Genomic DNA, 15,305 nt, shown 5'->3' with positions numbered 1-15,305 from the left:
TGGGAAGAATGCACGAACAGATGTTCGGCCACCTCGTGCCCCACGAATGAAACCTCGACGGTGACGGCGCGTTCGAAACTTCGGGCGACCGTCGTACGACTATCGCTGTTCCACGAGTTCGGCAGTTCCGCCGTCGATGACGTGTACGTCGTCGGGATCGAAGCCGACGCGAACGCGCTCGTCCTCCGGATCCTCGGGAACGCGAAGCGTGACCGGTTTCCCGTCCCAATCGAGGTGGACGCGGAACGCCTCGCCGAGGAACTCGGCGTTCTCGACGGTGGCCGAAAAGGAGTTCTCGCCGCCGCCGAGTCGGAGCGCTTCGGGACGAACGCAGAACGTCACCGAATCGGCCGTCGAACCGGGGAGGCGGAATTCGTGGTCGCGAACGGCGACGCGTGACCCCCTCGTTTCGTGTGCCCGAGTCTCGCCCGAGAAGACGTTGTTCTCGCCGACGAACTCCGCGACGAAGCGCGATTCCGGGCGACGGTACACGTCCTCGGGACGGCCGACCTGCTCGATTTTTCCGTCGTTCATGACGGCCACGCGGTCGCTGATGGCGAGGGCTTCCTCCTGGTCGTGGGTGACGTACACCGTCGTGATTTCGAGTTCGGACTGGATTTGGGAGACTTGCGTTCGCAGGTCGTCGCGGAGGCGAGCATCCAGCGCGCTCATCGGTTCGTCCAACAGGAGGATGTCGGGGCCGGGAGCGAGGGCGCGTGCGAGGGCGACGCGTTGTTGTTGTCCACCCGACAGTTCGTCCGGGTTGCGGTCCTCGAATCCGGTCAATCCAACGAGTTCGAGGAGTTCGAGGACACGCTCCTCGTCCGTCATCGAACCGGGTGGGTCGCGGAACCTGAGACCGTAGCCGACGTTTTCCGCGACGGACATGTGCGGGAATAGCGCGTAGTTCTGGAAGACGATTCCGACGCCGCGGTCTTCCGGCGGGACGCCCGCCATCTCGCGCTCGCCGAATCGAACCGTGCCCGCAGTGAGGTCCTCGAACCCGGCGACGGTGCGGAGCGTCGTCGTCTTCCCGCATCCCGACGGGCCGACGAGGGTGAAGAACTCGCCGTCGGCGACCCGAAACGACACGTCCTTCAGGGCGGTCACGCCGTCGTACTCCTTTCGGACGCCGGAGAGACGGAGTTCAACCACCCTCCCACCTCCCGCCGAGGCGGTCGATGACGACGAAACTGACGGCGGTGACGACGAGGAGAACGGTTCCCATCGCCGTCGCTGGTCCGAGGGTCTGCTTGCCGAGGAAGCGTTCGACTGCGACCGGCATCGTGTAACTGCTACTGCCGGTGGCAAGAATAACTGTCGAGTCGAACTCGCCGATGCTGATAGCGAACGCGAAGGCGGCCCCGGCGGCGAGTCCGACCGCCACGAGGGGCAGTTCGATATCGACCAACGTTCGGACGCGGGTCGCGCCGAGCGCCCGCGCCGACTCGACGGTTCGTCGGTCGATTCCGGCGAGCATGGGCGAGACGTTGCGCGTGACGAACGGATAGGCCGCGACGGCGTGCGCGGCGACGATTGCCACCGCCCCGCCGACCTGTATCCGGGTTCCCGCGATGGGAATCCCGAAGACGAGTCCGCGGAGCATTCCCAAGCCGACCATGACCCCGCTCACGGCGAGCGGAGCCATGGCTACCGCTTCCACGAGTCTGCTCTTCCTCGCCCGCGTCAGCACCGAGATGACGACGCCCATCGGGAGCGCGACGAGGAGGGTTCCGACCCCGAAAAGCAGGGAGTTCCTGACCGCGACGCCGGGTTTGGTCTGGAACGACGCGCCGGACACCTGCCGCGTGACGAGGAACTCGTAGTAGCGTAGGGTGAACCCGGACGGGCCGGTGACGCTTTCGAGGACGGTGCTGACGAGCGGTCCGAGAAAGAGGACGACAATGACGAGGAGGTAGGCCGCGACTCCGGCGCGTTCGAGCGTTCCGGCGAGGGTGCCGTCATCCGAAAAGAGAGGTTTGCGAGGGAGGGGTCTGCTGGCACGCGAGACGGCGCTCTGTCGGGCCTCGTACCGGAGGTATCCGTAGGTCAGGGCGAGCGACAGGGTGGTTTCGAGGACGGCGAGGACCGCCGCCTCGGAGTAGTCGAGTCGCTGAACGAGCGCGTACACCCACACTTCGACGGTCTGGAACTGGAATCCGCCCAGCGCGAGGACGATCGGGAACGACATGAACGTGAAGATGAACGTGAGGAGCGCCCCGGTGAGAACCGCGGGGAGGAGTTGGGGGACGAGCACGTCGCGGAACGCCCGAAATCGGCCGGCGCCGAGGCTTCGAGCGGTTTCGACTTCGCGGGCGTCCACGCTCTCCCACGCCGCGTTCGTCACGCGGGCGACGAGCGGCGCGTTGTAGAAGGCGTGGGCGACGACGATCGCCGGGAGGTTGTAGAGCAGCGAGTACGGGCCGAGGCCGACGACGCCGACCACGTCGTTGAACAGGCCGTTCCGGCCGAACATGGCCACGAACCCGATGGCGACGAGGATGGACGGCATGACGAACGGGAGGATGGTCAGCGATCGGACCGTGCGCCGACCGGGGAACTCGTAGCGGGTGAGGATGTACGCACCCGGCAGGCCGAGGGCGACGCTGGCAACCGTCGAGAGCAGGGCTTGATACGCCGTGAAACCGAAGATGTCGAAGAGGTAAAACCGGTCGGTGACCACGTCGCGGAAGGCGTTCAGGCCGCCCGCGTCGGCGAAGACGATGGCGACGGGGTAGTAGAACAGGACGGCGAGCAGGGCGCTGGTGACGACGCCGAGGAGGGCGAGCGAGTGTCGTTCGAGCCAGCGCCCGGGTTTCATCTACTTGCTCGCAATCTGGCGCGCCCACTCATCAACCCATCCCTCCACGTTGCCCTTGAGTTGGTCGTAGGAGTAGGTGACGGGCTTCTCGGGTGCTTTGGCGTACTTCTCGAACTCTTTGCCCGGTTCGGCCCAGTCAGTCGCCGGGAACGAAACGTTGAGCGTTGGAATCTTCGACTGGGCCTTCTTGGAGAGCATGAAGTCGAGGAAGGCGTCGGCGAGTTTCGAGTTGTCCGTGTCCGCGAACTTCGCCATCCCTTCGGGGTTGGCGTAGCCCTGTCCGTTCAGGAAGCCGACTTGGTGTTTCTTCAGGTTCGTCCCCTCACGGTGGGCGTACACCTGGTCGGTGGAGTAGGAGACGACGATGGGTCGTTCGCCGTTCGAGAAGGCGGTGTAGGCGGCGTCCCACGACCCGAGAATCTGCACGTCGTTGTTCGAGAGGCGCTTCCAGTAATCGAGATAGTTCTTCTCGCCCATCTGGTGAATCGTCCAGAGGAGGAACGCCCGCCCCGTCGCCGCCTGTTGGGCGTTCTCGGTCAACAGCGTCCCCTCGAACTTCGGCTTCGTCAGCGCCTCGAACGTACCGGGGTCATCGACCTTCGTTTCGTCGTAAACGAGGCTGACGTAGCCCGTGTCGTACGGAACGGCCCGTTTCTGCGGGTCGAACGTCAGGTCCTCTTTGACGTGGCCGTAGTTCGAGAGAGAGTCCGCAATCGGCGTGAACAACTGCTTACCGCCGAGTTTGTCGTCGATGGTGATGAGCTGGTCCACGTTCAACCCGACGTACGCGTCCGCGTCGATGCCGACGCCCTGTGCCTTCCGCTGGATGAAGTAGTTGACCTCGTTTTCGGGAGCTTGCCACTGGAGGGTGGCTTTCGGGTACTCCTTCTCGAACTCCTTTTTCAGCCACGCGCCGGGCGACGAACTGGGTGCGTCCACGAGCGCGCTGTACGTTGCGACCTTCAACGTGCCGCTCAGTTCGGTTTGCGCCGTCGTCTTCGCAGCGGGACCGCCGGTCGTAGTCGAATCGGAATTCCCGGAGTCATCGGAGTCCCCCAGACAGCCGGCGAGGCCGGCAACCGCCGTCGAGCCCGCCGAAAGGAAGGTTCGTCGTCTCATTACTCGGTGGTTGTAGTCGGTGGTACTTAACGGCCGTGATACGACGAACAAAAACGCCGAAAACGTGGCGAAACGGTGAATTAAATTGCATGATGCTATATTAAATATCAGGAATCGAAACGACGGGCCTCGAAAGTCGCCCGCGCTACTCGCGGTTCGCCCCCTCGATTTCGTTCACCACGAGCGGCGACGCCGCCCACGAGGCGGGGATTGAACCGACTTCGTCGGCCAAACGGCGTTCGATGATATCGCGGACGTCGACCACGTCGCCGACGATTGTGACCGCTGGCGGTCTCACGTCGGCGGATGCCGCACGATCGGCGATGGTAGCTATCGTTCCCGTGACGACCCGTTCGTCGGGCAACGTCGCGCGCTCCACCGTGGCGACGGGAGTTTCGGCGTCGAGTCCGTGCGAACCGAGCGCGGCGACGTTGTCGGGAAGACGGCCGACGCCCATCAGAATGACGAGCGTCCCGCCCGCCTCGATGTTCGCGGCGAGCGCCGCCCAGTCGATAGCGGTATCGTCCTTGGCCGGGTCTTCGTGTCCGGTGACGACGGTGAGGCTGGACGCGCACTTCCGGTGGGTAGCGGGAATGCCGGCAACTCCCCCGGCGGCGACGGCGCTCGTCACGCCGGGGACGATTTCGAACCGCACCCCGTGGCGCGCCAGATGTTCGGCCTCCTCGCCGCCGCGCCCGAAGACCGTCGGGTCGCCCCCTTTCAACCGGACGACGTCGTTACCGGCGCGGGCTTCCCGCACCATTCGGGCGTTGATCTCCGCCTGCGGTGTTCGCTCGCCGTCGGCGCGCTTGCCGGTGTGGACGACGGTGGTGTGGTCCGGAAGCGATTCGATGACCGCCTCGCCGACGAGCGAATCGTGAAGGACGACGTCCGCTTCGTCGAGCAGACGGCGGGCTTTGACCGTGAGGAGTTCCGGGTCGCCCGGTCCCGCGCCGACGAGGGAGACGGTTCCGGAAGCCTTATTCACGGTACCGCCCCCGTCGGTGAGGGGTCGAACCGCATCTCAGACCAACCATCCCGCTTGGCCATTGAACGCCATGTACAGGGAGAACACCGTCACGAGCACCGCGATCAGCATCTCGGCGTACAGTGCCGCCTTTCCCCACTTGTACCACGAATCGTACTCCGTCATCAGTCATCACCTCCCGTCGACGCTCCGGACGCCCCTTTCTCGCCGAGCCAACGTTCCCTCGAACCGATGCCGTGGTCGCCGATTCCCCGCCGGGAGCGCATCGCCCAGAGGTAAAACAGCATGATGGGAACGAAGAACACGGCGGCGATGAAGGCGTACCCCATGTGTATGTTTGGCATGAAGCCGAACATGAGCGGGTAGACGATGCCGCCCGTCGTGGAGATGCCGCCGATGAACCCGGACGCCGTCCCCGGTCGGTCGGGGAAGACCAACGGGACGATGGCGAACACGCCGCCGGTGCCGAAACTCACCGCGATTCCGGAGCAGGCCAAGACGACCACCGACAACGGAAGGAGGCCGAGGAGTCCCACGGCGGTGAGGACCGTCATCGACACCGTGATGAGTATGAGCGCGGTCAGCAGCCAGTGGATGCGCGGCGAGTACGGTTGGTCGGTCGCGAGGATGGGGTATGGCGTCCACCCCTTCCGCTGCCAGAGGTCGGACATGTATCCCGAGAACGGCCGCCACAGCGACGCGTTGAACGACTGGACGGCGGCGAACGTCCCGGCGGCGACCTGAACGGACGCCGTGTCAGTGAACCCGAGTTGCCGAATGGACCCGGCGAAACCGTCCGTGTAGTACGTGGGGAGCCACGAGTTCATCGCGATTTCCAACCCGAAGGACATCGCGTAGGCGAGCATGAGGCCGATGGCGGCGTACCGCGTCCAGACGTACATCGTGTCGCTGAGGGACGTGTTGCTCCGTGCGGCCTCGGCCGTCGCCCGGTCCTTGGCCGGTTGGCCGCGCCACTTGTAGACTGCCGCGATGACGAGCGCGCCGATTCCGAGATGGAGGAAGGCGTCGCTGAAATGCGTTCCATAGAGCCGCGGAAGTACCAGCGCGCCGACGCCCGCACCCACGTTCCCGGTTCCGGCGTACAGCCCCTCCGCCGTGCCGATCTCGTGTTCGTCGAACCACTGTGCGACGTGCTGGATGCCGACGACGAAGCTGATTCCCGCCGAGGCGACGACGAGTCGTTCGACGAACAACACCTCGTAGCTCGCGGCGAACGAGGACGCGATGCTCACCACGCCGGAGTACGCGAGGATGATGGCAAAGGTGTTGTGCGCGCCGAGTCTGTCGGCCGCCCACCCGGCGATCACGCGGCCGGGCGGCGCGAGCCAGATGGCCGAACTGGCGAGCAGGGCGAGTTGGCCGGTGGTGAGCCCGTAGAAATCCCCGATACTCGTGCTGAACGCGGCGGTCGAGAACCACATCAGGAACGCCCAGAAGAACCCGACAGTCGCGATTATCAGCTGTTCGACCTTGTTAGTCATCGCCCGTCACCTCCGCTCCGCCGGCCGCGGCCCGTTCGGTTGGACGCGGCGAGAGCCGCACCGCACACTGTTTGTAGTTCGGTTCGTCGGAGCGCGGGTCCGTGTCGGGGAGCGTCAGTTCGTTCGTCCTCGGGTGGTGAATCGGAAGCCAGACGACGCCCCGCGGAACCGCCGAATCCGTCTCGATTCGGACCGGAACCTCGCTTCGTCGGGACGCGAGAACTGCCTCCGTACCGTCGATGTCGAGGGTTTCGAGCGTCTCCGGATGCACCCGCGCGTTCGGACTGGACGGGTCGAGGGAGCGGGAACGGACGCCGGTGTTGTACCCGTCCGCGGTTCGCGCCGTCGTCAGCGTGAGCGGGTATTCCCCGTTCGTGGGTTCCGGGACGCCCCGATGGGTCCCCGTCGAGAACCGGGCGCGACCGGACGCCGTCTCGAACGACCAGCCCCCGTCGTCGTAGTACCGGTAGCCGCCGCTCGATTTCGGATCGGGCGCGGGCCAGCGGACGGCCTTCTCCTCGTCGAGGCGGGGGTAGCCGATCCCGGAGAGGTCCGCGGACGTGCCCGCCGTGAGCCCGGCCAGTTCCTCGAAGACGGTCCGCGGGTCGGGTCGACCCGTCAGTCCGGGGACTGTCCCCTCAGCGATGGCGGTGACGATGTCGAGGTCGGTGCGGACGCCGGTCGGTGTGTCCATCACGGACCGAACGCGGGAGACGCGTCGCTCCATGTTCATCGTCGTCCCGTCCGACTCGCCCCACGTCGCGGCGGGGAGGACGACGTCGGCCAGTTCGACCGTCTCGGTGTGGAAGGCGTCCTGCACGACGAGGAACGCCTCGTCGAGTCGCTCACGGACGGTACCCGCGTCGGGCAATCCGGCGACGGGGTTCGTCGCGACTGTCCAGACCGTCTCGACCGGACCGCCGTCGATGGCCTCGACGATTCCGACCGGTCCGGGTCCGGAATCGTCGGGCAATCGCTCCGCGGGAACGTCCCACGCTTCCGCGACGACCGCCCGTTCGTTCGGATCGTCGAACGAACGGTGGCCGGGCCACGTTCCCTTGGACGAACAGACGCGTGTTCCCATTGAGTTCGCCTGACCGGTCAGTGAGAACGGTCCCGTTCCGGGGCCGAGGTTTCCGGTGGCGAGACAGAGGTCTATCAGAGCGCCCGCCGTCGCGGTTCCCTGCGTACTCTGGTTGACGCCCATTCCCCAGTAGAGGAGCGTCGGATCGGCGAGCGCGTCGACCAGTTCGTCGACGGCGTCGAGAACGACGCCTGCGGCCGCCGCCCCGTCCGCTGCGGTCGGGAGTTCGGCCCTGAGCGCGTCGAACCCGACCGTCGCATCGCCGATGAACGCGTCGTCCGTGGCGTCCCGTTCGACGATTCGGGCCAATACGGCGCGGGCGAGGGCGAGGTCGCCGCCGGGGTCGGGCGAAACGTGTTCGTCGGCGACGACGGCCGTCTCGGATTCGACCGGGTCGACGACGATGAGTTCGCTGTCGTCGTCGCTCGCGCTCTCCTGAATCCACCTGAACATAACCGGGTGAGCGACGGCGGGATTCGCACCCCAGACGACGTGGCTTCGGGCGTCCGGGATGTCGTCGTAGGTACACGGCGGCGCGTCGCTCCCGAAGGCGTCGTAGTAGGCCGTCACCGCGCTGGCCATACAGAGGGTGGTGTTGGCGTCGTAGTATCGGGTGCCGAATCCACCGCGGGCCAGTTTCCCGAGGAGGTACGCGGCCTCGTTCGTCTGCTGTCCGCTCCCGAGGACGGCGAGGCCGTCCGGGTCGCGTTCGACGGTGGTCGAGAATCGTTCGACAACCCGACCGAGCGCGACGTCCCACGTCGTCGGAAGGAGTTCGCCCCCCTCCCGAATCAGCGGGCGCGTCAACCACTTGCCGTCGGGGTCTCTGCTCTCCCGAATGCCGCGTTGACAGGCGAGGCCTTGATTCACCGGATGGGTGACGTCGCCGCGAACGATGTCGATACCGTACCCGACGTCTGGGGTCTGATTGACGTGACCGCAACCGACCGCACACCGCATGCACGTGGTCGAGACGGTGTTCCTCACGGGAAGCTTCCCTCCCCGGAGTTCCGGTTCGAGCGACCGGCGGACCGACTCGGATGGGCGCGTTCAGTCATCGCTAGTGATGGGGGTGCCGTCCGGCGCGGTCGGTGCGGGGCTATCCTCGTTCGAGAACGGGTACCACGACTGTTTCGCGTCGTGGAGACAGGGGTCCTCGTAGTCGGTTTCCTCGGGAGTCGCGAGTTCGACGATGGACTCGTGGCCGGTGGCATCGACCCACTCCCGGAACGTCTGTCCCTCCTCCCGAAGCGCGGCGAACGCTTCGACGAGGTTCTTCACGAGTCCCGGCACTTCGTCGGCCGGAACGCGTTGTCGGACCCACTCGATGAACGCCGGTTCGTCGCCGATGCCGCCGCCGACGCCGACGTCCATCGCCTCGACCATCTCGCCGTCCTTGCGGGCGCGCATCCCCTGCAACCCGATGTCGGCCGTCATCGCCTGCCCGCAGTCGGCGGTACAGCCCGAGAAGTGGATCTTCAGTCGGGAGACGTCGTCGGGAAGATCGACGTTGGCTCGGAGCCATCGGAGCATCGCGGTCATTCTGACCTTGGTTTCGGTGAGGGCGAGCGAGCAGAACTCGGTCCCGGTACACGCCATCGCTCCCCGTGTGAACGGGGTCGGTTCGGGCGCGTGGGTTTCCAACAGGGGTTCGGCGAGCAACTCGTCGAGTCGGTCCTCGTCCACGTCCACGATGATGGGGTTCTGTCGGCGGGTGAGCCTGATTTCGCCGCTGCCGTACTCGTCGGCGAGGTCGGCGAGGTCGACGGCCTCGGCCGCGGTAACGCGTCCGACTGGGACGTTCAAGCCGACGTAGTAGTCGCCATCGGCCTGTTCGTGAACCCCGACGTGATCGTGTTTCCCTCGTTCGTCGGGTTTCCCCGCATTGTACGTGTATCGGTCGCGGAGGTCCGTCCCGGCGTGGAGGAGGGGAAAATCGACCCGCTCGGTGAGCGCCTCGCGAATGTCGTCCGTCCCCCAATCGTCGACGAAGAAACGGCAGCGATTCTTCCGCCGGTTTTGCCGATTGCCCTCCTCGTGGTACAGTTCCACGAACGCACGGATGGTTTCGTACGCGTCGTCGGGCGTGACGAAGACGTCGAGCGACCGGGCAGGACGGGGTTCCCGTCCGCCGAGGCCGCCGCCCGCACGCATGTTGAAGCCCTTTGTCGGCGTTCCGTCGACGAGCTTTCGAGCGGGTTCGAGGGCGACGTCGTTGATGGAGTCCTGTGCACAACCCTCCCGGCAACCGGTCACGGAGATGTTGAACTTCCGCGGCATGTTACACAACACGTCGTCGTCGCGCAACTGCGACTGAATCCGGTCGAGCAACGCGCGGGTTTCGACGAACTCGTGCTCGTCCTTCCCAGCCACCGGACACCCGGAGATGTTCCGCATCGTGTCCCCGCCGGCCGAGCGGGTCGAGACGCCGACGGCCTCCAGTTTCTCCCAGATATCCGGGACGTCCTCGAGGTTTATCCAGTGGAGCTGAATCGACTGACGCGTCGTGAAATCCACGAACCCGTTTCCGAATTCCGGGTTGTCCGCCGGTCCCGTCGCATACTCGCGTGCGACGTCGCCGATGGCGCGCAGTTGTCCCGGTTCGAGGATTCCGCCGCAGTTGGTCAGACGCATCATGAAATAGCTCTCCTGACCGGTTCGTTGGTGAAATACGCCCCAGAATTTGAACCGCGTGAACCACGCGTCGCGTTCGTCCTCGGGAATCGTCTCCCAACCGCTCTCCGCGAACTCGACTATCTTTTTCCGCACCGCATCGCCGTACATCTCTCCTTTCCATTTTTCCTTTTTGTGCACCATGTGGTTGAATCACCCGATGTTCGTCTACGTATACCGCACCGTGACTCACGACGTTCGATTTCTTCTGTTAATCTCGAACAAACGCCCACTAAATAAGGATAATGGACATACACATTTCCGACTCCTTTATTTCTGAATATTGTAACCGTATATGGAGTCAGTATTATTTATTCTAGCACGCTAGTGGATAGTAAGTAGAAATATAGAAACTAGAGATTCATAGGTGGCGTTCATCCGCTCCGCGCGATGGAGACTTCGATGAGGTCCAGATTGGCGCTGAAATACGTCGCATCGTCGCTGAACCGGAACCTGGTTCCAACCGGGAGGTATCGACGGGAGAACAGAAAAACGAAGATGGGCGTCCCGTATACCTCGTAGGTGATGACGTAGCCGTTGTACTCGTCGGGTTGCGAAATCACCTGTACGTCGTCGGGCGGTTCGTCAAGGATAGTCACCGTGATGGACGCGGGCAGCTGGGAGACGATTCGGAACGGAACGTTCGGGTAGAAATCGCGGGTGAACACCAACACGGTTCCGGACGGTTGAGCGGCGATCAGCGAGCGGACGGAGGCGTCCAAATCGGCGAACGTACTCCCCGGTGGCGGCGTCTCCGTGTTGAATGAGTTTTTCATGTGTTTACGAGTATGGAAATCGGTCGTGACGTCCGTAACTCTACCGTCGGTATCGGTGTTTCGACGGTCGAAAAATGGGTACCGAACCGCGTCGTTGTTACCCCCCAATACAGTCGAACCGATCAGCTTCTGAGGTTGGTGCTCAGGAGGTTGAGTTCGCTGCTGAAGATGGACCCATCCTCGCTGAACTGCCGCGTGTCGCCCTGGCTCAGAGACTGACCACCTTGTTTGAACATGAACGTGGTGATCGAACCCTGTCCACCACCGCCGCCGTCACCGAGCAGGTAGCGGATGATGTAGCCGTTGTAGTCGTCCGGCTGGCTGATCTCCGGCACGTTGCCGCCGCCTGGTCGTTCGAGGAGGCGAACCGTCGTTGCCGCTTCCAGCGAGTTCACGACCCGGAACTGCACGTTCGGGTGGTAGTCGTAGGTGTAGACCAACACGTTGGTGGACTGGGCTGCCGCGGTGCCGGCACTGCCTAATCCCAGCGCGAGTGCGCCCGTCGCGAGTGCACCCTTCTTCATGAACGAGCGACGTTCTTTCGATTCGACGTTTTCTGCGTCTTGTTGTTCTCTTTCAGTCATCCCTTTTCCCCCCTCCCGGGGTGACAGGCTATAGGCCGGAACCGAAGATAAATGGCCGCGACTGTTTCGGCGGCCAATGGAAAACTATCGCAGTTAGGGTCAGACGAGCAATCTCTGCTCACCGGACGGGCGTAACCGATACCGAAGGGTAGTGGTCGTTACAGCGGCCTCCACGCCCGTTACCGAAAGGGAAACGGCCGCTCACTTTACTACGTGCCGAGCCTCTTTTGATGGGTAAATCGACACGAGCGACGAACGGGAGGGAACGAACCCCTCCCCGCGTAAGGGAATCACTCCCGTTCGAGTTCGCCGTCGTTCGCGGTCCACTCGGTGAGGCTTCCCTCGTAAAAGCCGAGGTCGTCGTACCCGAGCGAGGAGAGAACGACGTAGGTGTGACTGATTCGGCGAGCGGTGTTACAGTAGAGGACGATACGTTTGTCGGGGGTGACGCCGTTCGATTCGAGGACCTCCCGGAGTTCGTCGGCGGATTTGATGCCGCGCGTTTCGTCGTCCACGAGGTCGAGCCAATCGACGTTGACCGCGCCGGGGAGGTGGCCCTCGGCGAACTCCTCGGGGTCGCGGGTGTCGACCAGTACGGCGTCGGGGTCGTCGATCGCGTTTTCGACCTCCTCGCGCCCGACGAGTGGAGACCTGTCCGGCGTACGGGTCGAATAGGAAACCGCATCGGGAGACGGTGCGTCGGTCGTCGTCTCGTTGTCACGTTGCCACGAACTAAAATCGCCGTCGAGGAGGTGGAGGCGTTCGTGACCGTACAGTTCCGCGGTGACGAGGAATCGCGCCGCGAACACGCCGTGCATGTCGTCGTAGGCGACGATAGTATCCGCTTCGTCGATACCGGCGTCCCCGAGGAGGTCCTCCCACGTCTCGACGCCGGGAAGCATTCCGGCGTCGTCCGCATCGGACGAGCGGAACGCGTCGAACGGGATGTTGACCGCGCCGGGAAGGTGGCCGATTCCATCGTATTCCCACGCGTCCCGGACGTCCACGACCCGTACCTCGTCCAGTCGTTCGGCGAGCCAATCGGCCGAGACGACGACGTTCTCGTGCATTGGTGCCCGATACCGAGTCCAACGTCTTAGCCATCCGGGTTTCGTCGAATCCGGCGTGCGACTGGAGCTACCGGAATATATTACCGGTTTTCGAAGGGTGTGCCCGGTTGCCGGGTCGCGGGCGACGGGGAACCGGACGATTCGCTACCCTTTTGCGGAGATTCTTGCCGGGAAGCTCGACAGAAGGCGGAACCTTCCGGCAGATACAAGAATATAACCCGAGCGTCGAAAGAGGAACGTGCATGAGTGACAGTGACTACGCTAAGGACGTTCTCGTCAGCGCGGAGTGGGTCGAAGACCACCTCGACGAGTTCGGGAGCGACGAATCGGACTATCGGCTCGTAGAGGTCGACGTGGACACGGAAGCCTACGACGCCGCCCACGCGCCGGGTGCAGTCGGCTTCAACTGGGAGACACAGCTTCAGGACCAGACCACGCGTGACATCCTCGAAAAGAACGACTTCGAGGACCTGCTCGGCAGCCACGGCATCGGCGAGGACACCACCGTCGTTCTGTACGGTGACAACTCCAACTGGTTCGCCGCCTACACGTACTGGCAGTTCAAGTACTACGGCCACGAGAACGTGAAACTGCTCGACGGCGGGCGCGACTACTGGCTCGACAACGGCTTCCCGACGACGGACGAGGAACCGTCGTACCCCGAAGTCGAGTACGACGCCCGTGGCCCGTTCGAAGGTATCCGCGCCTACCGCGACGACGTGGAGAAAGCGATCGACCGCGGCGTTCCGCTCGTGGACGTTCGCTCGCCCGAGGAGTTCAGCGGCGAAATCCTCGCACCCCCAGGACTGCAGGAGACGGCCCAGCGCGGCGGCCACGTCCCCGGGGCGTCGAACATCTCGTGGGCGGCCACGGTGAACGACGACGGGACGTTCAAGAGCGCCGGCGAACTCCGCGACCTCTACGAGAGCGAGGGAGTCACGAACGACCAAGAGGTCGTCGCATACTGCCGTATCGGCGAGCGCTCGTCCATCGCGTGGTTCGCACTGTCGGAACTCCTCGGCTACGACAACGTCGTCAACTACGACGGGTCGTGGACCGAATGGGGCAACCTCGTGGACGCGCCCATCGAGACCGGAAACTAACCAGGGCGACGGAACCCCCGACGCCGGTTTTCTTCGGAGTCCGTTCCACTACAGAGACATCCCCAACGGTCGGGAGTTACCCACCGCTCCCGAGCGCTATTGAGAACAACTAGCAGGGGTTATTGAGAGCGGGTCGTATCTCAATAGTGAGGCGTCGTCGGGACGCCCCACGAGGACACAATGACCGGCCATTTCCATACCGTCGACAAACCGTCCGAATCGGAACAGAACGTCGTCGCCCCGCAGTCCTTCGAGCTGTCGTCCGTCGTGGTCGAGTACGACGGAAAACCGAACAGGTGTACGATTTACCCGACGGAAGCCACCCGCCTCGAACGCATGGCGAGCTGGATAACAGCCGACGCGGACGTCTTCGTCCCGTTGGACGAGATGTCCTGAGAGCGCTTCGAACCACGATCGTCGAGCTCGCGTTTTCCGCCGTCGGTGATTACAAGCCGGATGGCTTCGTACCGTGGCCCATGGATACGGAGGACTTTCTCGAAGCCGTCCGCAAAGAAAACGAAACCGCCCTCTCCCGTCTCGGTTCCTCGAAATCGCTCTACGCCGCGACCGGCGGCGAGATGGAACCGGACGAGGTGTTCGACGCCGCCGCCGATGCCGAACACGCCGCCGCACGGACGTTCGAGGGCTGGGCCGACGACGAGGACGACGAGGCCGCGAGCGAGTTGTTCGCGGGCATCGCGGAGGTCGAGAACGGCCACTACGACCGCGTGTCGGGGAAGGTGGACGACCACGAGATGGGTGACGTTCCCGCGCTCCACGAGTACCTGCGCGGACTGGACGACACCACCGCGCGCCTCGGCGGATTCGTCGGGCGGACGCTCGCCAGCGAGAAGTCGAAAGAGCAGATGACGGGCTTCTTCACGGGACAGGCCGACCCCAAGACGGCCCAGTTGTTCCGCGACCTGAAAGGCGACCTCGGCGACCAGTTGGACGACGCACTCGCGCTCCTCGGCGAGCGCTGTGAGTCGGACGAAGACTGGGAAACCGCAAAAGAGGCCGCCGCAGGGGCCATCACCGCCGCCTACGACGAGTACACCGAGTCGTTGGAGTCGATGGGCGTCAACCCGAAACCAGTCTGCTGAACGTTTTTAAACGCCGCTGACCGTTTCGCGGTGGGCTTTCACGTGGTCGTAGGCGCTCTCGATGCGTCCCGCGGTCTCCTCGTCCACGTCGCCTTTGAGTTCCGAGAGGGCGTGCATGATTCGGTCGAGTCGGCCGTGGTCCGGGCCCTGGTCGGCCTCCGCGAGCGAGTGGAGCGTGTCGGCCTGCGATTCGAGTCGATCCTTTACCTCGCCGGAGGTGTCCGCGCTGGCCTGTTTCAGTTCCTCTGCCGCGTGAACTAATTGTTCGCGTGTCATGGCCGGGGGTACGAGATCGAGGGGGATAGTGCTATTGGGAGGTGCAAAAAACGACGGTTGATGGCGGGTACGGTAATGTGGGCGAAAGGATACGGGCGACATCCGAAAGCCGACTACCACTGGTGGGTAGTCGTCGAGGAACCCGGCGTACTCCCGTTCGAAGACTGACTCGGGCGAAAGGCGTACAAGAGGAGCCGAATCTCATC

15 protein-coding genes are annotated in these 15,305 nt (G+C 64.0%); 3 read left to right on the top strand and 12 right to left on the bottom strand.

The annotated features are described in order from the left end of the window. Nucleotides 1-99: 99 nt before the first annotated feature. The 11 genes from ACGYLY_RS16720 to ACGYLY_RS16670 form a co-directional block, all read right to left on the bottom strand. Nucleotides 100-1,155 carry an ABC transporter ATP-binding protein gene (locus ACGYLY_RS16720; protein ID WP_395283233.1) on the bottom strand — a complete coding sequence of 352 codons (1,056 nt, stop codon included), beginning with the start codon at nucleotides 1,153-1,155 and terminating at the stop codon, nucleotides 100-102. Beyond that, nucleotides 1,148-2,821: an ABC transporter permease gene (locus ACGYLY_RS16715; protein ID WP_395283232.1), complete on the bottom strand. Its 1,674-nt coding sequence runs from the start codon at nucleotides 2,819-2,821 to the stop codon at nucleotides 1,148-1,150. Before ACGYLY_RS16715 ends, ACGYLY_RS16720 begins: the two co-directional genes overlap by 8 nt. Further along, the gene (locus ACGYLY_RS16710; RefSeq protein WP_395283231.1) at nucleotides 2,822-3,940 is read right to left on the bottom strand and encodes a thiamine ABC transporter substrate binding subunit; all 1,119 of its coding nucleotides are present in this window, start codon (nucleotides 3,938-3,940) and stop codon (nucleotides 2,822-2,824) included. It lies immediately after the preceding gene. 145 nt (nucleotides 3,941-4,085) lie between these two features. Continuing rightward, nucleotides 4,086-4,928 (bottom strand): uroporphyrinogen-III C-methyltransferase, encoded by an 843-nt coding sequence (gene cobA / locus ACGYLY_RS16705; protein WP_395283230.1) that lies wholly within the window; start codon nucleotides 4,926-4,928, stop codon nucleotides 4,086-4,088. 36 nt (nucleotides 4,929-4,964) lie between these two features. Next, on the bottom strand, nucleotides 4,965-5,093 hold the full coding sequence (locus ACGYLY_RS16700) for a hypothetical protein (RefSeq protein ID WP_395283229.1): 129 nt from the start codon (nucleotides 5,091-5,093) through the stop codon (nucleotides 4,965-4,967). Then, nucleotides 5,093-6,430 carry an MFS transporter gene (locus ACGYLY_RS16695; protein WP_395283228.1) on the bottom strand — a complete coding sequence of 446 codons (1,338 nt, stop codon included), beginning with the start codon at nucleotides 6,428-6,430 and terminating at the stop codon, nucleotides 5,093-5,095. The genes ACGYLY_RS16700 and ACGYLY_RS16695 overlap by 1 nt, the downstream gene beginning before the upstream one ends. After that, nucleotides 6,423-8,501 (bottom strand): assimilatory nitrate reductase NasA, encoded by a 2,079-nt coding sequence (nasA, locus tag ACGYLY_RS16690; protein WP_395283227.1) that lies wholly within the window; start codon nucleotides 8,499-8,501, stop codon nucleotides 6,423-6,425. Before nasA ends, ACGYLY_RS16695 begins: the two co-directional genes overlap by 8 nt. Before the next feature lie 63 nt (nucleotides 8,502-8,564). Next, complete coding sequence (locus ACGYLY_RS16685) at nucleotides 8,565-10,331, bottom strand: nitrite/sulfite reductase (protein ID WP_395283226.1); 1,767 nt, start codon at nucleotides 10,329-10,331, stop codon at nucleotides 8,565-8,567. A gap of 230 nt (nucleotides 10,332-10,561) precedes the next feature. Next, nucleotides 10,562-10,963, bottom strand: coding sequence for a hypothetical protein (locus ACGYLY_RS16680; RefSeq protein WP_395283225.1), 402 nt, complete (start codon nucleotides 10,961-10,963; stop codon nucleotides 10,562-10,564). 122 nt (nucleotides 10,964-11,085) lie between these two features. Continuing rightward, nucleotides 11,086-11,547 carry a hypothetical protein gene (locus tag ACGYLY_RS16675; protein WP_395283224.1) on the bottom strand — a complete coding sequence of 154 codons (462 nt, stop codon included), beginning with the start codon at nucleotides 11,545-11,547 and terminating at the stop codon, nucleotides 11,086-11,088. Nucleotides 11,548-11,837: 290 nt separating this feature from the next. After that, complete coding sequence (locus ACGYLY_RS16670) at nucleotides 11,838-12,617, bottom strand: sulfurtransferase (protein ID WP_395283223.1); 780 nt, start codon at nucleotides 12,615-12,617, stop codon at nucleotides 11,838-11,840. 242 nt (nucleotides 12,618-12,859) lie between these two features. Here ACGYLY_RS16670 and ACGYLY_RS16665 point away from each other — a divergent pair, with 242 nt between their 5' ends. The 3 genes from ACGYLY_RS16665 (at nucleotide 12,860) to ACGYLY_RS16655 (ending at nucleotide 14,823) form a co-directional block, all read left to right on the top strand. Then, complete coding sequence (locus ACGYLY_RS16665) at nucleotides 12,860-13,720, top strand: sulfurtransferase (protein WP_395283222.1); 861 nt, start codon at nucleotides 12,860-12,862, stop codon at nucleotides 13,718-13,720. A gap of 180 nt (nucleotides 13,721-13,900) precedes the next feature. Next, the gene (locus ACGYLY_RS16660; RefSeq protein ID WP_395283221.1) at nucleotides 13,901-14,116 is read left to right on the top strand and encodes a hypothetical protein; all 216 of its coding nucleotides are present in this window, start codon (nucleotides 13,901-13,903) and stop codon (nucleotides 14,114-14,116) included. A gap of 80 nt (nucleotides 14,117-14,196) precedes the next feature. Further along, the gene (locus ACGYLY_RS16655; RefSeq protein WP_395283220.1) at nucleotides 14,197-14,823 is read left to right on the top strand and encodes a rubrerythrin family protein; all 627 of its coding nucleotides are present in this window, start codon (nucleotides 14,197-14,199) and stop codon (nucleotides 14,821-14,823) included. 6 nt (nucleotides 14,824-14,829) lie between these two features. Here ACGYLY_RS16655 and ACGYLY_RS16650 read toward each other — a convergent pair whose 3' ends face one another. Further along, the gene (locus ACGYLY_RS16650) at nucleotides 14,830-15,099 is read right to left on the bottom strand and encodes a hypothetical protein (protein ID WP_231185924.1); all 270 of its coding nucleotides are present in this window, start codon (nucleotides 15,097-15,099) and stop codon (nucleotides 14,830-14,832) included. Nucleotides 15,100-15,305: the final 206 nt, after the last annotated feature.

The sequence above is a fragment of the Haladaptatus sp. CMAA 1909 genome, from assembly GCF_043952005.1.
GTDB lineage: Archaea > Halobacteriota > Halobacteria > Halobacteriales > Haladaptataceae > Haladaptatus.
This window is presented reverse-complemented; position numbering and strand designations above follow the sequence as displayed.